The organism is Corynebacterium kroppenstedtii DSM 44385, assembly GCF_000023145.1.
GTDB classification, from domain to species: Bacteria; Actinomycetota; Actinomycetes; order Mycobacteriales; family Mycobacteriaceae; genus Corynebacterium; species Corynebacterium kroppenstedtii.
Map to the genome: position 1 here is coordinate 2,191,174 of NC_012704.1, position 19,288 is coordinate 2,210,461.

18 protein-coding genes and 4 tRNA genes are annotated in these 19,288 nt (G+C 60.9%); 7 read left to right on the forward strand and 15 right to left on the reverse strand.

The genetic code is table 11. The annotated features are described in order from the left end of the window. Positions 1-9 precede the first annotated feature (9 nt). From CKROP_RS09245 to CKROP_RS09295, 10 genes are all read right to left on the reverse strand, one after another. Positions 10-82: transfer RNA gene (locus CKROP_RS09245), tRNA-Trp, on the reverse strand. A 208-nt stretch (positions 83-290) separates the two neighbouring features. Then, positions 291-364, reverse strand: a tRNA-Met gene (locus CKROP_RS09250). A 69-nt stretch (positions 365-433) separates the two neighbouring features. Further along, positions 434-506 (reverse strand) — tRNA-Thr (locus CKROP_RS09255). Between the two features lie 229 nt (positions 507-735). Continuing rightward, positions 736-817 (reverse strand) — tRNA-Tyr (locus CKROP_RS09260). A gap of 153 nt (positions 818-970) precedes the next feature. After that, positions 971-1,900 carry a polyprenyl synthetase family protein gene (locus CKROP_RS09265; protein WP_237698480.1) on the reverse strand — a complete coding sequence of 310 codons (930 nt, stop codon included), beginning with the start codon at positions 1,898-1,900 and terminating at the stop codon, positions 971-973. A 334-nt stretch (positions 1,901-2,234) separates the two neighbouring features. Continuing rightward, positions 2,235-2,924, reverse strand: coding sequence for a demethylmenaquinone methyltransferase (locus CKROP_RS09270; RefSeq protein ID WP_012732485.1), 690 nt, complete (start codon positions 2,922-2,924; stop codon positions 2,235-2,237). A gap of 28 nt (positions 2,925-2,952) precedes the next feature. Further along, positions 2,953-4,134 (reverse strand): glycosyltransferase family 4 protein, encoded by a 1,182-nt coding sequence (locus CKROP_RS09275; protein ID WP_012732486.1) that lies wholly within the window; start codon positions 4,132-4,134, stop codon positions 2,953-2,955. 78 nt (positions 4,135-4,212) lie between these two features. After that, complete coding sequence (locus tag CKROP_RS09280) at positions 4,213-4,800, reverse strand: DUF3592 domain-containing protein (protein WP_052292418.1); 588 nt, start codon at positions 4,798-4,800, stop codon at positions 4,213-4,215. 106 nt (positions 4,801-4,906) lie between these two features. After that, positions 4,907-6,904, reverse strand: coding sequence for a 2-succinyl-5-enolpyruvyl-6-hydroxy-3-cyclohexene-1-carboxylic-acid synthase (menD, locus tag CKROP_RS10905; protein ID WP_012732488.1), 1,998 nt, complete (start codon positions 6,902-6,904; stop codon positions 4,907-4,909). A gap of 45 nt (positions 6,905-6,949) precedes the next feature. Then, the gene (locus CKROP_RS09295; RefSeq protein WP_012732489.1) at positions 6,950-8,005 is read right to left on the reverse strand and encodes an o-succinylbenzoate synthase; all 1,056 of its coding nucleotides are present in this window, start codon (positions 8,003-8,005) and stop codon (positions 6,950-6,952) included. A gap of 141 nt (positions 8,006-8,146) precedes the next feature. On the opposite strand from CKROP_RS09295, the gene CKROP_RS09300 reads away from it, so the two are divergent. The 6 genes from CKROP_RS09300 (at position 8,147) to CKROP_RS09325 (ending at position 13,179) form a co-directional block, all read left to right on the forward strand. Next, positions 8,147-9,124 (forward strand): 1,4-dihydroxy-2-naphthoyl-CoA synthase, encoded by a 978-nt coding sequence (locus CKROP_RS09300; protein ID WP_012732490.1) that lies wholly within the window; start codon positions 8,147-8,149, stop codon positions 9,122-9,124. Positions 9,125-9,222: 98 nt separating this feature from the next. Further along, entirely contained in the window at positions 9,223-10,422 is a 1,200-nt protein-coding gene (locus CKROP_RS09305) for an inorganic phosphate transporter (protein WP_012732491.1), read from the forward strand. Next, positions 10,422-10,688, forward strand: coding sequence for a hypothetical protein (locus CKROP_RS09310; protein ID WP_012732492.1), 267 nt, complete (start codon positions 10,422-10,424; stop codon positions 10,686-10,688). Before CKROP_RS09305 ends, CKROP_RS09310 begins: the two co-directional genes overlap by 1 nt. Positions 10,689-10,699: 11 nt before the next feature. Next, positions 10,700-11,182, forward strand: a complete 483-nt coding sequence (locus CKROP_RS09315) for a DUF3349 domain-containing protein (protein ID WP_012732493.1) — start codon at positions 10,700-10,702, stop codon at positions 11,180-11,182. A 323-nt stretch (positions 11,183-11,505) separates the two neighbouring features. Then, the gene (locus tag CKROP_RS09320) at positions 11,506-11,811 is read left to right on the forward strand and encodes a hypothetical protein (RefSeq protein ID WP_012732494.1); all 306 of its coding nucleotides are present in this window, start codon (positions 11,506-11,508) and stop codon (positions 11,809-11,811) included. Positions 11,812-11,880: 69 nt separating this feature from the next. After that, positions 11,881-13,179: an AMP-binding protein gene (locus CKROP_RS09325; RefSeq protein WP_012732495.1), complete on the forward strand. Its 1,299-nt coding sequence runs from the start codon at positions 11,881-11,883 to the stop codon at positions 13,177-13,179. Positions 13,180-13,210: 31 nt separating this feature from the next. On the opposite strand, the gene CKROP_RS09330 is transcribed toward CKROP_RS09325, so the two are convergent. Continuing rightward, the gene (locus tag CKROP_RS09330; RefSeq protein ID WP_012732496.1) at positions 13,211-14,164 is read right to left on the reverse strand and encodes a hypothetical protein; all 954 of its coding nucleotides are present in this window, start codon (positions 14,162-14,164) and stop codon (positions 13,211-13,213) included. Between the two features lie 96 nt (positions 14,165-14,260). On the opposite strand from CKROP_RS09330, the gene CKROP_RS09335 reads away from it, so the two are divergent. Continuing rightward, the gene (locus CKROP_RS09335; RefSeq protein ID WP_012732497.1) at positions 14,261-15,250 is read left to right on the forward strand and encodes a 1,4-dihydroxy-2-naphthoate polyprenyltransferase; all 990 of its coding nucleotides are present in this window, start codon (positions 14,261-14,263) and stop codon (positions 15,248-15,250) included. 19 nt (positions 15,251-15,269) lie between these two features. Here the strand turns inward: CKROP_RS09335 and CKROP_RS09340 are convergent, their stop codons facing one another. The 4 genes from CKROP_RS09340 to CKROP_RS09355 form a co-directional block, all read right to left on the reverse strand. Beyond that, positions 15,270-15,578, reverse strand: a complete 309-nt coding sequence (locus CKROP_RS09340) for a DUF4229 domain-containing protein (RefSeq protein ID WP_012732498.1) — start codon at positions 15,576-15,578, stop codon at positions 15,270-15,272. Between the two features lie 94 nt (positions 15,579-15,672). After that, positions 15,673-16,386 carry a dTDP-4-dehydrorhamnose 3,5-epimerase family protein gene (locus tag CKROP_RS09345; RefSeq protein ID WP_012732499.1) on the reverse strand — a complete coding sequence of 238 codons (714 nt, stop codon included), beginning with the start codon at positions 16,384-16,386 and terminating at the stop codon, positions 15,673-15,675. Between the two features lie 50 nt (positions 16,387-16,436). Then, on the reverse strand, positions 16,437-17,495 hold the full coding sequence (gene rfbB / locus CKROP_RS09350) for a dTDP-glucose 4,6-dehydratase (RefSeq protein ID WP_012732500.1): 1,059 nt from the start codon (positions 17,493-17,495) through the stop codon (positions 16,437-16,439). A 31-nt stretch (positions 17,496-17,526) separates the two neighbouring features. Further along, entirely contained in the window at positions 17,527-19,014 is a 1,488-nt protein-coding gene (locus CKROP_RS09355) for a dicarboxylate/amino acid:cation symporter (protein WP_012732501.1), read from the reverse strand. Positions 19,015-19,288: the final 274 nt, after the last annotated feature.

Consider the following 19,288-nt stretch of genomic DNA (forward strand, 5'->3'; position numbering starts at 1 on the left):
ACGTTTTTGCAGGGGCGACAGGACTTGAACCTGCAACCTGCGGTTTTGGAGACCGCTGCTCTGCCAATTGAGCCACGCCCCTATGTTTTCCTACCGCTACCTTACAGCAACGGATCCACACCATCGCTGATGTGAACTGATCTCTGTACCTGCACCGGTCAGGCAACACACCAACCATAGCAGAGAAGCCTCACGCCTAAACCAGGCGATAGTGGGCTCCACTTTCGACGGTGGTGCACAGTGGGAGAAAAAGGGCCACCCGTCAGGGCGACCCCTCATCTATCTCCCAGTAGCGATGGAGGGACTCGAACCCTCGACCTCACGATTATGAGTCGTGCGCTCTCACCATCTGAGCTACATCGCCACAGTTACAACACATAATCCCGGTGGACCTACCGGAGCACCGTCAGTCCACCGGGAATTGGTGTAACGGAGCCCCCTGACAGAATCGAACTGTCGACCTTTTCCTTACCATGGAAACGCTCTGCCGACTGAGCTAAGGGGGCAACAATCCGCTGGAATCACGTATAACAGCGCAAACGTGATCTTGCGAAGCCTCACACAATGTAACCGACCAGAATGGAACTCACAAATCACCAGGTCAGACGGTGTGGGGATCGAAACCGAACTGCCCGCTAGAGAAAACTCTCGCAAGACGAGCCCGGGCAGAGATCTCACCGGCAACGACAAAACCCGCCGGGCTGCAAAACTCTGCAACCCTGGCGGGATCATGGGTGCCAGATGATGGATTCGAACCAACGTAGGCAAAGCCGACGGATTTACAATCCGCTCCCTTTGGCCGCTCGGGCAATCTGGCGTGCGCTCAGTTGAACGCGCTGCATACTCTACTACGAATACAGGCCTAGACAGCAAATCATCCCGTCACGCTGGGATTTTGCGGAGGCTAACGACGCGGCTCGCGGGGATTCACACTCCGCGCACCACCCGGCATCAGCACACCCCGTCGTCGCTACCCGACGCGCGCCATCGTGAAGCCCAGCAGTGCGCGCAGAGCATTCGTCGTCGAGTTATCCGGCAGCGCCTCAAGCGCCTTCAAGGCAGCGTCGGCGTGCTCCTCCACTTTCGCAACCGTCCGCGCTCGCGCGTCCGTCGCAGCGATCAAAGCAAGCGCTTCTTCAACGTCGGCATCCGTCGACAAGGGGGAACGCAGCATCTCACGGAGCCGCTGGTTCTCTTTCCTGTCGCCTTCCATCGCGTAGAGCATCGGCAGGGTGTGCACGCCCTCGCGCAAGTCCGTGCCCGGCGTCTTTCCCGATTCACTGGTGTCGGAAAAGATGTCGATCATGTCGTCGACAATTTGGAACACCATGCCCAGGTGCTCCCCGAATGTGGCCAGTGCCTGCTGGATCGGGGCCGGGGTTCCGGCGTGCATCGCCCCAAGAAAACCCGCAGAACGGATAAGGACCGCCGTCTTCTCGTGGATGACGTTTAAGTAGTGTTCAATCTCATCGCCCGAGGTCGCGCCGATAGTTTCGCGCATTTGCCCCGTGACTAAGTCCCCGAAGGCTTCCGAGAAGTGCTTCACCGTCTTCACACCCAGCGACGCCATCAACCGCGATGCGGCCGACAGGATGAAGTCCCCCGCCAAGATGGCTACCGAGTTATTCCACCGAAAGTTCGCGCTATCCGCGCCGCGACGTTTCTCGGCCTCGTCCATCACATCGTCGTGGTAGAGCGTCGCCAAGTGGGTCATCTCGACGACGATGGCGGCCTTGATGACGTCGTCGCACCCCGGCCTCTCGCCGTAACGGGACGCGAGCAGGGCAAACATGGGGCGGACGCGCTTCCCCCCGGCCAGTGCCAAGTGCTTGACCTTGTCGGTCACGAACGATGCGCCCTGATCCAACTCACGGATAAGCAGTTTCTCGCATTTTTCCATCCCGTCGGCCACAAAGGAATTCAATTCGTCGTCGCCGAGGTCAATACTGGACTCCACACTACGGGAATCCAGGCCGGTAACCTCGCCTCTCAGGGCGTCGACGCTGGATTCCACAGCACTGCTCTGTCCGCTGGTCATCGCACGATCCTCGTTCGTTGGGCATGGGTAGATGGTCACGAGCACGCGTCGCGTGTAGGGCCCCGCAATCAGGGACGACGCAGCACGCACGAGCACGATGGTGGCTCGCAGCCGTCTAAAACAACGTGCCTAGCCTATCGCACAAAAACAAACCCACAGATATGGGCCGTCGGCACCTTGGGGTTTCGTCGGGCTTTTATCGCGGTTTCGTCGCGCTGTGGAGGGCCACGATGCCGCCGGTCAAGTTCCTCCAGCCGACCTCTTTCCAGCCCGCAGACTGGATGATCCGCGCTAAAGTCTCCTGGTCAGGCCACGCGCGGATGGACTCTGCCAGATACACGTACGACTCGGGGTCCGAGGACACGATTTTCGCCACCGTCGGCAGCGCGCGCATCAGGTACTCCGTATAGATCGTCGAGAACACGGGGATCACCGGCGTTGAAAACTCACACACCGTTAAACGTCCACCCGGCTTGACGACGCGGGCTATCTCGCGGAGCCCGGCGGCTGTGTCCCCGAAGTTCCTGAGGCCGAAAGAGATGGTGGCAGCGTCGAAAGTGTTATCGGCGAAGGGCAAGTTAAGCCCGTCACCTGCGACTAAAGGGACGTTCCGATGGCGTCCGGCCTTCAACATACCGAGGGAAAAGTCGCACCCCACCACTAGCGCGCCGGACTTGGATAGTTCCGCCGTGGAGACGCCCGTCCCGGCGGCGAGGTCCACGACTTTCTCGCCGGGCTTCGGATCGAGCCGCTTGCGCGTTGCTTTTCGCCACAGCGTGTCGATCCCGCCAGTCAGCACGGTGTTAGTTAGGTCATATTTCTTGCCGACGGCATCGAACATGCGCGCCACTTCACGGGGTTTCTTTTCCAACGTCGCTCTAGCCACGAGGCCCCAGAGTACCCGGTGAGCTCGTCTACGCGTACCGGTACTCGCGCTCCGCGCGCCACCTCTCCAGCAGGGTCGGCCGGATTTCTTGCCCCATCGGAGACTCAATCGCCGCCTCATAGTGGCCCATCAGCTCGTCACCAAGGCACTCCCACGTGCGCTTTTTCACGGAGTTTCGGGCAGCGACACATCGATCGTGATAACCATCCGGTTCGAGCAGGCGATCAACCGCCTCAGGGAGGTCCTGCTCGAAGGATTCCACGGGCAGTAATTCCCCATCGACGCCGTCGTCAATGAGGTCAATGGGCCCACCGGCTTTCGGCCCGATGGTGGGCACCCCCGAGGCTAACGACTCTTGAACAGCCTGGCAGAACGTCTCGTATTCGCCTGGGTGGACGAAGAGGTCCAAGGAGGCATACACCTCCGCTAGATCCTCCCCGTATTTCGCGCCGGTGAAGATCGCGCGTGGCAGCAGCTCGCGCAATTCTTGACTGTCGGGTCCGTCGCCAGTGATCACGAGCTGGATATCGTCGCGGTCTTGCAGAGCAGCCAATCGGTACACGGATTTTTCCGCCGCCAAGCGCCCGACGTAGCCGACGATTTTCTGCCCGTTCGGGGCCCATTTTCGACGCAGCGCGTCCGACCTCTTCGTCGGGGAGAAAAGCTCAATATCGACGCCACGCGCCCAGTGGTGCACGTCTCTGATTTTGTGGTGGCGGAGTTCCTGAATGGTTACCGACGACGGCGCAAGCGTCCGTGAGCAGGCGTTATGGACCGTCCGCGTCCACTGCCACGCCGCCGAGGCCAGTGGTTTCATGTGGTAATTATTCGCAAACCCGGCCACATCCGTCTGGTAGATGGCAACCGTCGGAATCCCCAGTTGAGCTGCACCGAACGCACCCGCAGCACCGAGCACGAACGGGCTAGCTGCATGAACGACATCTGGCTTGTATTTACGTAAGGCTCTCTTCACGGCCGGCGTCGGCACCCCGATGGGGAGTGAGTCAATGAGCGGAACCTGAACGGTGGGAACGCGGGCGATGGGGAAACCCGCATAGTCCGGGCATTCATCTTGAACCTCGCGAGCGCCCGGCGCGATGACTAGTGCGTCGTGGCCGTGGCGGTCGCAGTATTCCAAGACCCGGAGAATTGAGTTAGTGACACCGTTGATGTTTGGAAGAAATGATTCTGCAACAATTGCAATGCGCATACGACTTCTTCTCTTCCTCAATTCCCCGCGATAATGCGGTTATTTTTGCCGATAAGAAATGCTGTTTTATGCTGCCGATCATCTATCTCGGTGGCCATTGTATAAATTTTTCTTCCGTTCGGCGCGTCGGTTAATCAACGCTATTGCTCCCATCGACAGCGCGACCGTCACGATAAATGTTGAAACCGCTGGTAGAAGGGATAATGTCCAGGTTCTTCCTTGAACTCGGACAATGTCGGGGTGGCTGTGGGAATACTCCACCCACACTTTCTGGCCATCGTGCAATCCGCCGGGATATAAAACTCCCGTGTTGGGGGAATGGAATTCTCCGGAGCTATCCCGAAATGAAATTGCTGTGCGCAACAGGCCGACGTGGTTCACCGTGGCGATGGCGGTTTCTTTATCTTTGTGCAGCTTAATGTCGTTATAGACTGGCCCGGCGACGAGCGTGGCGCAGACCAGAGTCATGAGTAACGCGATTAATGCGACGGCCTGGCGGCATCGGCGGGCCACGGTGTCGATCCGCTCCTCATCATCACCGCGAGACAATGTCCGACGGGGGCTCCGCGGCTTGTCGTCGTGAGGTGACTTGTCGGTCTGGGGCGTCTGATCCCCGTTAAGTGACTTGTCACCCGCGTTCATGTCGTGGGTTCTGGTCGCGTTCACTCCGATACTCACCTCCCCGCCGTCGTGCCCTGATCATTATCCGCTTTCGTATGGTCATCGTTGTGCTGTTCTGCTGCCGTGCTTGGCATCGCTGCTGCGTTTGGCGTTACTGCGCTTGACTCCTGTGCAGAACAGCAACGCGTCCTTCCAGGGATTCTACGGTCTGACGCCGATGCGCACGGTCGCATACAGCTTCAATCACCGTAATGCCCTCGTACGGTTCATATTCCTGGCGTGCTTGATCGCGTTGATCCCCACTGCCCGAACTGGTGGCCCCAGCATCATTAAGCGGCATCCCCTCGGCATGGCTTTCCAGCAGGGTAACCAGCTCTTCCGCAGTGTCAGCACTCCGGTACGCCATGCCGAAAGCGTCGCAAATCGACTTAATATCCACCTCGTGGTGAGTCGCCATGACGCGCTCAAAATGGCTGCGGAGCTCCGGCTTCCCCGGCTCCAGGGCCTCGAAAATTCCTCCACCCTGGTCATTTGCCACAACGATCAGCAGGTTCGACGGCCGCGGTTCCGATGCCGCCACGTTCAGGCCGGTCGCGTCGTGAAGGAAAGTCAGGTCTCCGGCCAGCGCCACGGTTCGCGGCGCACTCACGCTGTCGGGCTCGGCGGCTTGCCGTGAGAGCGCGACGCCGATAGCCGTCGATAAGAAACCATCAATTCCCGACGCCCCACGGTTCGAGTACATCTCGACCCCATCAAATGGAGCGCCGACGAACGACAGGTCGCGCACCGGATTCGATGCCCCCACCACGAGCGCATCGCCGACGTGAACAGAATCTGCGACGGCAGCGGCGACCGTCAGCCCGGTCATCCGATGGAGAGTAGCGGGCTGCGAGGGTGCGGAAGACTGCGCATCGGCGGGCGACGTGGAGGAAGGCTCCGCGGAGGATTCCTCCACGGGTTCAGAAACGTCAGAAGGCACAGCGAGGTCGTCCAGGAGAATCACCTCACGAACGGCATCGGCAGCGGCCTGATCCACCGACCGGCAGTGATCCACCCATTGCCGGCTTTGTGGCGCAAGGTCGATCGTCGTCGCGACCTCCCCGGCCATGTGAGCGACATCCGGGTAATCGCCGGGGTTGTCAGCAATGACTGTGATCGGAATATCCGGCCTGGCCAGGAGTTTTGAGACATCCCGATGCAGAGTCGGCCGGCCCGTCACCACCACATGATCGGGCGACAACAGCGACAACGCCAAAGGATGGATCGGAACATCGGGCACTGCAGCAGTGGGCTCGGCGATCGTCGGTACACCGCGGAGCGCGTCAACATGTGGCGCATTATGGCCAGCAATGTGAAGAACTCGCGGCGAGGACACCGTCGCCCGCCCCAGGAAGCGCGTCCAACTCCCTCCATCCGGACGACCCAACCGGTGCGCAGACTGAGCAGCCTCACGGAGCTGGTCGTCGTCCGTCGGCACTAATGGGTTATCGAAGGGCACATCAATATGCACCGGGCCGCGGAAGGGCAGCTCCACAGCATTGGCGGGACGAGCATCCTCAGGAGTGGCAGCCTGCACCTGCATACGCACGCCCGTGGCCGTCGCCGCGACCACCGCTCTATCGACGGCAGCGCGGACCTCACGATGCATCACATGCCAGGCATCGCTGCGCCGAGTAGCAGTGTCAATCCCCTCCGTCCGCACGGCAGTATCCCGGAAGGCCGACCGCTGATCCACCGTCTGGTTCGCGCCCGTCCCCCACAATGACCAGGGGCGATTCGCCGACAACACCATGAGCGGAAGGTGCGACATCTGCGCTTCCACCATCGCGGGCGCACAATGCGCCACCGCACTTCCCGACGTCATCACCACCGGCACAACGTGGTGGCCACCTGGGATACCCGGGCGATTCCGCCGCGGACCGCCCTCGGCCTGCGCCAAGCCCAACGCCAAGAACGCCGCGGTTCGCTCGTCGGTACGCATGTGAAGAGTGATCTCGCCACGTGCCGCGGCCTCGGAAAAGGCCAGCGCCAAAGGTGCCGAACGGGAACCCGGGCACACGACCACGTCCTGCACGCCGCAACGGATCAGCTCGTCGACAATAATCGCCGCCGTCATGATGGAGGCAGGAGCACCACCGGAACTACTCATGGAGAACGATCTTTCCACCTTGTTACTCAGCCTTAACCATCAGCCTTAATCGGCCGCATTTCCCGGCACGTGTTTCCATGCCGCCGCCAGGCGCTCTTTCCACCACTGCACCCTATCTTCCGGGGCGCGATACCTCGCCAGCTCATCCGGATCCGGAGTCCGCGGCTCCACAGCCATCATTCCGTCGACAATGTGCCGCCGATCGCCCACATCACCGGCCATCAGAGCACCCGTCGCCAGACCAGCGGGCTGACTATCCACCGCCGACGCCGCGCACAGGCCCGCATACATTCCCACCACCGAATCAATTGCCGACGACACCGTCACGGCCACACCATGTTTGCGCGCTTCCTCTGCCACCGCGATCACATTGCGCGGACCGCCGAGTGGCGCGGCCTTCACCACGGCAACGTCGATGGCTCCCATGCGTATCGCGCGGTACGGATCCGACGCTTTACGGATGGACTCGTCGGCGGCGATGCGGGCACTCAGACCCTCGTCGGCAAGGATTTTCCGCAGGTCAGCGAGGTCCTCGAGCCGGGGGCACGGCTGCTCCACGTAGTCCACGGGCCCGTCGTGGAGGAATCGACGAACGGCCTCATGGGCCTCAGCCACGGTCCATCCCCCGTTCGCGTCGACGCGGATATTGATGTCAGGGCGGGCCTCGCGAACAGCGCGAACCCGGGCACAGTCGTCGTCGAGAGTCTGCCCCTTTTCTGCCACCTTCACTTTGACCGTCGAAATGCCGGAATATCGATCAAGGACTTCGGGCACGCGGGCGGGGTCGCACGCGGGGATCGTCCCGTTGACCGGCACCCACTCGCGCGACAATGCGGGTGGCCCCACCCAACCCATCTCGAGGGCCGACGCCAACCACATCGCGGACTCCGCCGGACCGTACTCCAGGAAAGCGCCCCACTCGGACCAGCCGTGGGGGGCGTCGATAAGCATGACCTCGCGCTGCATGATTCCGCGGAACCGAATGTTCATCGGCAACTGGACAATATGGGCGCGCTCCCAGACATCGTCGAGCGACGGGAGCGATACACCATCCGGCCACGTCGCGGGCCCAAATGCGGGTCCATTCGCGGCCCCTGACACAGGTCCACGCTGACGGGCAAACTCATGCGACGATGCAGGCCGGGAATCACTATCGGGCAGGTCCATGCGAGACATGACTTCTACCCTAACGGCCGGCCGGACATAACCACCCGTGCGCTGATTGTCAGTATCCTCATCGGTATGTCAGACGAACACTCCGCCACCCATTCCGATACTGACCAGCCCTTCAACCCCGAGCTGTGGAAACCGGTTCCCGGGTTCGAGGACCTCACGGACATTACGTATCACCGCCACGTCGGGACCGAGCGCGCCGACGGCATCGTCCGCATCGCTTTCGACCGGCCGGAAGTACGCAATGCGTTCCGCCCTCACACCGTCGATGAGCTGTACCGGGCGCTGGACCATGCTCGCCGCAGTCCCGACGTCGGCACTGTTTTGTTAACGGGCAATGGTCCGTCGCCGAAGGACGGCGGGTGGGCTTTCTGCTCGGGCGGGGATCAGCGTATTCGCGGCCGTTCCGGGTACCAGTACGCCACCGAGCACAATTCCGATGTCGAGCACGCCGACGCGTCAGGCGTCGATACTGCTCGTGCCAAAGCAGAGGGTGGGCGGCTCCACATTCTTGAGGTTCAGCGGCTGATCCGCACGATGCCGAAGGTGGTGATCGCGCTGGTCAATGGTTGGGCGGCCGGCGGCGGACATTCCCTGCACGTGGTGTGTGACCTCACGTTGGCCTCGCGCGAGCACGGGTTATTCAAGCAAACCGACGCCGACGTGGGGTCCTTTGATGCTGGATACGGGTCTGCATACCTGGCCCAGCAGGTCGGGCAAAAGTTCGCGCGCGAGATCTTCTTCCTCGGACGGACCTACGATGCCGAGACGATGCACCGGATGGGCGCGGTGAACGAGGTCGTCGACCACGCTGAGCTGGAGAATGTTGCCATCGAGTGGGCGCGCGCGATTAATTCCAAGTCTCCGACCGCACAGCGGATGCTGAAGTTTGCCTTCAATCTTGCCGACGATGGCCTCATGGGTCAGCAGGTGTTTGCCGGAGAGGCCACGCGTCTAGCCTATATGACCGACGAGGCGGTGGAAGGCAGGAATTCCTTCCTGGAGAAACGACCTCCGCACTGGGACGAGTTCCCTTACTATTACTAAGTAAACCTCCCCCATTTGCCACCCCCGGAAAGTTAACGGAATCTTAACGGCGCCGCCACAGTTTGGCTGCTACATAGTCCGGGGAGGATACTTTCGCTGTGACCGAACTGATCATCCTCGTCATAGTGATCGCTACCGCGCTCGCGTTCGACTTCACAAATGGTTTTCACGACACCGCAAACGCAATGGCGACGTCCATTGCTACCGGCGCTCTCACACCAAAAGTCGCAGTCACATTGTCGGCGATCCTTAACCTCATCGGCGCATTCCTATCCGTCGAGGTGGCAAAAACTGTCGGTAAAGGGATCGTTAATCTCGATCAGTTCGATCTGAGCAGCGAAACCGACGCGCACAAACTTCTTCTCGTCGTCTTCGCAGGGCTTATCGGCGGCATCGTCTGGAACCTGCTCACCTGGCTCCTCGGGATCCCCTCTAGCTCCTCTCACGCCCTCTTCGGCGGGTTGATCGGCGCCGCGTTCGTCTCCCTGGGAATTGGTGGCGTGGCCTGGACAAACATCCTCGGCAAGATCATCATTCCAGCCTTGGCCGCGCCCTTCGTCGCCGGCGTGGTGTCCGCGTGCGGTACCTGGTTGATCTACCGCATCACCGATAGCGTCGAGGAACACAACAAGAACGACCACTTCCGCATCGGGCAGATCGCTACAGCCTCACTTGTCTCGCTTGCCCACGGCACCGGTGACGCGCAGAAAACGATGGGCGTCATCTTCCTGGCACTCGTCGCATACGGCGAAATCGACGCCGACACCCACATGCCTCTGTGGATCATCGCGGCATGTGCCTCCGCCATCGCGTTGGGCACCTACACCGGTGGGTGGCGCGTGATCCGCACCCTGGGCAAAGGGCTCGTCGAAATCGACTCCCCTCAGGGCATGGCGGCAGAAGCCTCCTCAGCTGCAATTATCCTCACCTCGTCGCACGCCGGTATGGCCTTGTCGACGACGCACGTCGCGACCGGATCGATCCTGGGCACCGGCCTGGGACGTCGAGGCGCGGAAGTGCGCTGGGGAGTTGCCGGCCGCATGGCGACCGCCTGGGTGATCACACTCCCCTGCGCGGCTATCGTCGGTGCCCTGACCTGGTTGGTTGCCCACCTTGTTGGGCTGGCCACCACGGACTTCATCGGCGTTGTGACGGCCTTCGCCATCCTGATGACCTTAGCTGGCTACATCTATTACCAGTCCCGCAAGAACAAAGTGTCCGCCCACAATGTCAACGCAGAGTGGGACGAGCACTCCAACTCCGTTATTCCCGCTGAAGAGCGAAAGGTGGCCCGGTAATGTCTACCCTCCATTCACTCCTCACTGTCCTTGTCGTCGCGCTGGTTTTAGGGGCTGGGCTTCCCACACTGTTCTCCCTCGGTGTTCGCCTTGATGCTGCCGGCTCCGCGGAAGGGCAGCACACCAAGGGAATAAGCCACTTTTTGGCGTGGGTGATCTACGCGCTATGCCTGGCAGTCATCATCGCCGGAGTCCTGTGGATCACTAACGCAACGATCGCTCACTACACAGGTATCAACATTTACGGCACGTCCGGCGGACACTAAAGGACCTAGAGATGAGCACTGGTTCACACCCCACCTCAGAATCCACCCCGAACCGAAGATCCACTACCAACACAGACGCCACTGACAAAGGCACCACCGACAGCGGTGCCACCAAGAAAGACCCCACTCCAACTGGGACTTTTTCAGCGGCAACCCAACGAGCCATCGACGAACAACGAGAGCTGGAACATAAACACTGGCTGCTCCGTTTCATTGAGTGGTTACGCGTTGGATATCCAGCAGCTGTTCCCGACGGTGACGCCGGTGCGATCATGTACGTCCTCAAGCAAGATCTACGCGAAGAGGACATTGACCGGATAGCTGCGACCATCGTCGCTAAGCAGGATGCCCACCGTGACCAGGGAAAACCTATTACCGAGCAGGAAATTCACCGCTATATTGAGACGACAATGTCTCAAACGCCGACGGAGGACGATCTTGCCCGCGTGAGGGCAAAACTCCATGATGGCGGTTTCGACGTCGCTGGTGCGTAAGGCGCGAATCCAGGGACGCATGTGACTGAAGTCCATTTTTGTCTATCACAGTGACAGGATTTCCTACGAAATTTGAGGGTGTAGTCAATGCTTGACTAGCCCAACAATTTCATCTAGAGTGCTTTTTATCTAATTTCACACGTAGGGCACCTTCACCCGACGGTTCCAACCGGAAGTCTTAGCTGACGGCTTCACTTGATACCTTCAAGCGACGTTTTCGGCAGACGCACCAAGCAGCGTTTGGGCCGGTAACGCCGGATAAAGAGGCTCGCGTACCACGCTTTTGGGAACCCGCATACGACCTCGTAAAGGAGGGGAAGAAAATGGCAAGCAGCATCATGCGTTTCATCAACTGGCTTCGCATCAGCGACCAACAATTCACCCCTGTGGACGTCGTTGGCCGTGTACATTCGGAGCATGACGGCCGTTCAGCGGTTGCACTTGCTGAGCCCGTTACCAAGACGAAGACTGCCGACGTAGTTAATCTCCTCGTCACCGAAGGGCACATTCCATCAACGGCTGCAGACGCGGCACAAGCTTTCTACGCTGTTCACCAGCGTAAAGCCACCCGCGAAGAGATTCACACCATCTTCGTCACGCTTGATAGCCTCGGCTTCATCGCCGACTAACACTTCGCCCAGCCACTGGTTCACCCCGGTGGCTGGGTTTTCTCTTACCCCTCACTACACTGCCTCACCGTGAATACTCGGCCACTGGTACCACTGCCCATCCCAGCAAACACCACAGTTGCCGACCTATATCCCCAGCTAGAACAAGCCCTACGCGGTGAGGCGTCGCTGCTGCCCCTCCCTGCTAAGGACCCTGACCGGGCTGCCCTCCTGCACGACGTCATGCGGGCCGGCGAACCTATCGACGCCACCATCGCATTCATTCTGTCCACGTCAGGATCCACCGGTGTTCCCAAAGGAGCCCAACTCAGCGCAGCTGCCCTCGCCGCGTCGGCGTCGGCAACCGAAAAAGTCCTCGGCGGACCCGGCCAATGGCTACTCGCCCTACCCCCCGACCACGTCGCCGGCTTACAAGTCCTCCTACGGTCCCTAGCAGCGGGCTACGAACCGGTGCTCATGGACGTCACCCAACCATTTACGCCGAGCGCTTTTATCGACGCGATCCACCGAATGACCGGGCCACGACGATACTGCTCTCTTGTTCCGACGCAGGTCAGGCGGCTAATTCAGGGGCTCGAGGCTGAAGGCAGCGAGGGCGGAACGAGCAGCGCTGGTGGCACGGGCGGCTACTCCCCGGCGACGATTATTGAAGCGGTGCGGAGTTTGGACGGCATCCTCGTCGGCGGAGCACCCCTGAGTCCCGCGCTGCGGAAAAAGTGCGCGGATGTGGGGTGGACGATAATCACCACCTACGGATCCTCGGAAACCGCTGGTGGAATGGTGTACGACGGGACGCCTCTGCCGGGTACGTCGGTGAAAATCCAGCCTCTTGGGACTGGTGACGAGGGCCGCGTGCTTCTCGGTGGGCTGACCCTGGCCACGGGGTATCGCAATGCCGACGACCTTTTCGGGTCGTCGGCTCAGGCTGAACCATCGGGCGAGCGTGAAGGGAAGACCAATCCATTTGTCGATGGGTGGTTTGTGACCGATGACATCGGAACCATCCGCAATGGAAAGCTCGAGATTCTGGGCCGGTACGACCAAGCCATCAACACGGGAGGGCTGAAAGTCCTGCCGGAGGTCGTTGAATCCGCAGCTCGGCGGGCGGGTTACGCTGACTGCGCCGTGCTGGGCATCCCCTCGGCGGAATGGGGAGAAAGCGTGTGTTTAGTGATCGAACGAGCGCGGGAGAACACGCCGTACTTCCTCGACCGCGAGGAAACGCGACAAATTAGAAAGCAACTTGACCTTCCCTCCTACGCCCTACCAACCTCGATCGCGGTTGTTAAACAGATTCCACTGCGCGGACCAGGGAAAACGGACCGCCACGCACTGCGGGAGATACTTAGCGCCCCGCAACACGGCTGAGCGCCACGGAACACTAACGCGTCATAAAGCGTCAGAACGCACTGGCCTGCTTCAGCGCCGCGATGTCGTCGTCGGTGTACACACGGCTGGCCTGCACATCATTGCCGCCCATCCACACATTGCGAACAACTAAAGCCGCGTTGAACTGCGTCGTCGGGACAACCGCGAAATTCCGCTGCTGGCCGAAAACTTGCCTCACCTTCGTGCCCGACCGGACCGCGCACGCGTGCAGCCAAATGTCGTCAGCCTTCGGCGCGAGGCGTCGGAACGAATCGCCCTGATCCACCACGAACGCCATAAACGGCAGCGGGTAGAGCACTCCAGACACGCCCGTCGCCATATTCGCAATCGACGCCCGGCACGACTTCACCGCAGGCCAACGCGCATACGGAGCCAGAGCTCCCTTCTTCACGCAAACCCGGTGCGCCCGATAAGCGATCACATCATGCGGGCTCACATCCGCGCACTCCAGCAAGCGCTCCAGCCACCATTCCGGGTAAATAATGTCGTCATCGGCCGTGGCGACGCGCAACGTCAGTAAATCCTCGCTGGCCAGATCCGACACGTCCGAATCGCGTGCCGACGTAGCATTATCCGGGTCGTGCGCGACACGCTCCCGTGCCGACGCGACACGCTCGCGGAACAGCGGCCAATACTTCGTATGAGGCCCAAAACTACCGTCTGAACAGCGGATTTGCAGGCCGCGGTCCACCAGCCGCTGAAGCCGCTCCGGCAGGGGCCGCTCGTAGTCTTCCTTATCAAGCCACAACACGATGGGGGCCGACACCGTCCCACGGGCCAGTGACTCCAGGGTGTACCACACCTTGTTCACCCGCGGGCCATGCGTCGTCACGGAAATGGTCACCGGGCCGGATTGCGGAATCGGCTTACCGTCGAACTCGTTGTGGACGCGCAGCGGAATCAGCCGAGCGAGCGTCAGGAAAAAACTGACCACTTGGCCTAAAAAATAACTGACCTGCTGCACGCATAATCCTTCCGTGGTGGAATGAAACGAAAAATTCCCGACACACGAGCCTACCCGGCTCTCCTCCTCAGGCCCGCGATGCGTCACAATAGAACCATGCCCCACACTCCCGAGCAGCCCAGCACACCGGACTCATCGTCCTCCGACAACAGCTCCGAGTTCGACGGCCGCGCGTCCTCGCGACGCACACATCCGCGCACACCTTCACGCACGGTGACCGCCCACGATTGGCTCGAGGCCGCCCGCCCGCACACCTGGGCCAACGGCTTTGCCCCCGTCATCGCAGGTACGGGGGCCGCAGCGCTCACGGGGCAGGCGTCGATAATACGGGCGATCCTTGCTGCGATCGTCGGCTGGTTCCTGGTTATTGGGGTCAATTATGCCAATGACTACTCGGACGGGATCCGGGGTACCGACGACGACCGCTCCGGGCCGTTCCGGTTGACCGCATCGGGCCTGGTGCAGCCCTATGGCGTTAAGCACGCAGCGTTTATGGCGTTCGGCGTGGCAGCGCTGGCGGGCCTGGTGTTGTGCGCGATCAGTGGGCACTGGTGGCTGATCCTGGTGGGCGCTGCCTGCGTGGTGGCCGCATGGTTCTACACCGGCGGCAAGCACCCCTACGGGTACCGCGGATTGGGCGAAGTGGCCGTCTTTGTGTTCTTCGGGCTGGTCGCCGTGCTGGGTACGCAATACACGCAGGCCGACCACGTTAACTGGGCGGGGGTGGCGATCGCGGTAGCTATCGGCTCGGTCTCGGCCGCGGTGAACTTAGCGAATAACCTACGCGACATACCTAGCGACGAAGCCACGGGCAAAATCACCCTCGCGGTGCGTCTGGGAGACCGCGGGAGCCGGACGCTGTGGTGCATCCTCGCGGCCATGCCTGTTGTGGCGTCGATACTTCTGGCCTTTATTGCAACGCCGTGGGCTCTGATCGGGCTGGTAGCAGCGCCGGTTCTGGGGCTGGCTGCGCGACCGATCGTTTCCCACGCCGAGGGGAAAGACCTCATTCCTGTGCTCGGAATGACCGGGCGGGCCATGGTGGTGTGGGCCCTTGTCACCACGCTCGCGCTCTGGTTGGGGTAGGTGCGTTGAGACCTATTCCCTATTCCCGGTCTTCGAGCTGACTCTTGATGTATTCCTTGTGGGCGCGACGTTGCTCATTCCACGAGGCCATTTCCGTGGTCACGCGCCTACGCAGCCCCTTAAACAAGAACATGGACAGCGGCAGCGCCACGATCAGAGCCAGAAGGGCGCTAATCATGAGGGGCATCGGCGCGCCCACCAGGTAAGCGCCGTACGCGATCACCACCGTCAAGACGAAGAACAATAACAGCCGGGCCAGCCCATACAGCAGAATATCCTTCCACGGGCGGGTAGGTTTTTCGGATGGCTGCGTCGTGTCCTCATTCACGTATGCCAGATTAGCGGTTCAGCCCGGCGCGAGGTCAACTGGACTCGTTCCGGCGAGGTTCGTCACGCGGGTCTCGTCGGCAATAAAACGTCGTTTAATCCGCGTCGACGCCGGCTTCGCTGTTCGCTAACGCCCACCCGTTGCGTAATTCATCTTCGAAATGTTTACAGTCCTCCCAGGTGGGGAGCCGGTCGTCAACGTCGGCAAGAAGAGGAGCTATGCGATCCTTCTCTGAAAAAATCGGATCGACCGTGGCAGAGTGCTGATCTGAGGACTCGTCGGAGTTAAGCAGTGCCTGGCAATCGATGCCGAGGGCAGGGTCCGTTATCCGCACACCGAACTCGCGCGACGGGTCGTACGCGGTACTAGTCAGATACGTGGCGACCGTGTTGTCCTGGTGCGCGGCAAACCCGTGCCCGATGCCCACAGGGAGGTACACCACGGCGTGATTGTCCTGGTTGAGAGGGACAACGATGTGCTTGCCGTAGGTGCTGGAGCCCTTGCGCAGGTCCACGATGATGTCGCTGAGCGCCCCCGCGGGACAGGTCACCATCTTCGCCTGACCTGGGGGAACCTCGGCCAGGTGGATGCCGCGTACGACGCCGCGGGCGGACACGCTCATGTTCGCCTGCTCCGGGAAGAACGGGTAGCCGAGGGCCTCGGCGAAGTCATCCGCCTTGTACCACTCATGGAAACTACCCCTCTGATCAGCGTGAACAGTGGGATAGAAGATGAATACTCCCGGGATCGGGGTGGCGACGTACGTTGCATGTTGGTCGGGTTCCTGAACTTCGAGTCGGGACGTCATGCTCACCAGCCTAGTGGGGTGGCGACGTGGGGTGCAGTCCGAAACCCGGCCTACCCGATCTCCCTCTCGGTGAGCGCATACTTTTCCTCAGCAGCCTTGGCCGCAACCTCCCACCACGTGCGATGGCTCCGATACCACTCAATCGTCTCGCGCAGACCGTCGGCAAGAAAATGAGTAGGCTCCCACCCCAGCTCGGTGCGGAGCTGCGTTGGGTCGATCGCGTACCGACGATCATGCCCCGGCCGATCCGTGACATGCACGAAATCGTCGCGGGGCCGGCCAAATGCCTCAAGAAGATCCCCCACGATCTCCAGGTTGGAGCGCTCGCCATCAGCACCGATAAGAAACGTGCGGCCGTACAGCGCTGGATCGCGGCGGGCAGCGTCGATAATGGTCCACACGGCACTGTTGTGATCGTCCACATGGATCCAATCGCGCACATTCTCGCCCGTGCCGTACACGCGCGGCCGCCGCCCGCCAATGAGCCCGATGATCTGCCGCGGGATCAGCTTCTCCGGGTGCTGCCGGGGCCCGTAATTATTCGAACAGTTCGAGATCGTGGCCTTCAGCCCAAAACTGCGCACCCACGCGCGGACTATATGATCCGCCGACGCCTTCGACGCCGAATACGGCGACGACGGGCGATACGGCGAACTCTCCGTGAAGCGCTCATCCGAACCGATCGGGAGATCACCAAACACTTCGTCCGTCGAAATGTGATGCAGCGGAACGTCGTACTTCACGCACGCCGACGCCACCGTCACCGTGCCCTCGATATTGGTCCTGAGGAACGGCGCCGGCTCCCGCAGAGAGTTATCGTTGTGGCTCTCCGCGGCGAAATGCACAACTTGATCGGCCGACTCCACCAACTTGTCGACGAGGGGCTGGTCGCACACATCGCCGACGACCAGTTCGCAAAGGTCGGAGTCAGGCGATGTAGCGGATCCCGCACCTGCGAGGTTGGCGTCGGGCTTTAAGCTCTCCGGATTACCGGCGTAGGTCAACGCGTCGAGGACGACGACTTTCACGTCGGGATAGTGCGCCCGGGTGTAATGAACGAAATTCGAGCCGATGAAACCAGCTCCGCCGGTAACCAAGACAGTGCGCATGGCAAACACCGTACCTCAGCGCCCGGCGCGGCTACTGCATCGCAGCTTCGCGGGCCTCCGCTTCCGCAATCGCGTCCTCATACGTCGGCGTGTCCTCGAGCTCCTTGCGGCTAATGCCCTTATCCCCCACCATGCGGTTGATAATCAGAGCGATGGCACCGTCGCCAGTAACGTTGCACGCCGTGCCAAACGAGTCGATCGCGATATACGCCGCGATCATGATCGCAACCTCAGAATCCGAAAAGCCCAGCATCGACGAGAGCAACCCCGACGCCGCCATGATCGCGCCACCCGGCACGCCCGGCGCGGCGATCATCGTGATGCCCAGCATCAGCACGAAGCCAATCATCTTCGCCGGCGTCGTGTCGATGTCCGCCATCTGCACAATCGCGAACGCGAACAGCGAAATCTTCATCATCGACCCGGCCAGGTGAATCGTCGCACACAACGGCACCGTGAACCCAGCGACCGTCGGATCGACCCCATTCTTCTTCGAGCACTCGTACGTGACCGGGATGGTCGCGGCCGACGAGGACGTCCCCAGCGCGGTGAGGTACGCCGGGATCATGTTCTTGAACGCGCGCCACGGGTTGACCTTCGCGATCCCCCCGGTCACCGAAAACTGCAGCACCAGGAGGATGCCCGTCATGAGGATGGCCAGCACGATGACCTTCGCGAACGACACCAGCGTGTTCGTCAAATTGCCGTTCATGCCCATCGACAAGAACATGCCGAAAATGAACGGCGGCAGGAGCGGGATCACGAACTTACTGATCACGCGCATGATCACGCGCTCGAGGTCCTTCGCGCCCGCGTACAGCGTGTCGCTCTTCACCGCGGTCATGGCCACGCCGATGGTGAACGCCAGCAGAAGGGCCGTCATCACCTCGAACGGCGGCTTCATCTCAATCTCGAAGAACGGCTTGAGCGCGCCGTCGTCGACAGTTTTTGCCTTGAAAAGATCGTCGCCTTTCAGCAACCACGGATACACTATCGACGCCGTACCAAAGGCGATCAGGCCCGAGAAGATGGTCGAGCCGTACGCGACGCCCGTTGTAATTGCTAACCACTTGCCGGCGCCGCGGCCCAGGCCGGAGATTGCCGGCGTGATTAGCGCGAAGATGAGCACCGGGATGAAGAAGCTCAGGAAGTTGCTGAACAGGCTGTTGTACGTGACGAACACGCGGGCGAGCCAATCCGGGAAGAACAGCGAACAGCCGATGCCGGCGATGATGGCGATGATGATCTGCCACAAAAGGTTGCCGCGGATGTGCTGGCCGATGGACTTTTTGGGGTGGGTGGTGGCGTCCTCTGGGGTGCTGGCCTTGGCGGCCGCTGCTTTATCGGTCTTGTTGGTCCCCTTAGTCGCGCTGGTCCCGTTGGTTTCGCTGGTTTCGCCGTGCGGCGCGCCCGTTGTCGCAGATGATTGAGCTGTGTTGGCCGGGCGGGAACTATGTGCCGCCGATCCCTCCATAGGGGGTTCGTTCGCTGGCTGCTCAGGTGGGACCGACTTGGGCATTAGGGATCTTCCTCTTCATGTGACCTTTTATCCCCAATGAGATTATTAGGCGGTCGGTCCCTTTTCCAAAGCCTCGCCCGTGATTTAACCTGCCGGAAATAAACGAAGGTGTTGGTGGGGTGCCCCGGACTGTTTGGAGGTCCGGGGGTCGTTTGGCTCCCGGGCCCGTTTGGCGGACAAGGTTCGTTCGGCGCACAGGGCCCGCGGAAAATGAGGAAGACTAATTCCTGGCGACGCTTACGTCGGTCTATTCCTCGAATTTTGCGGAGGTATA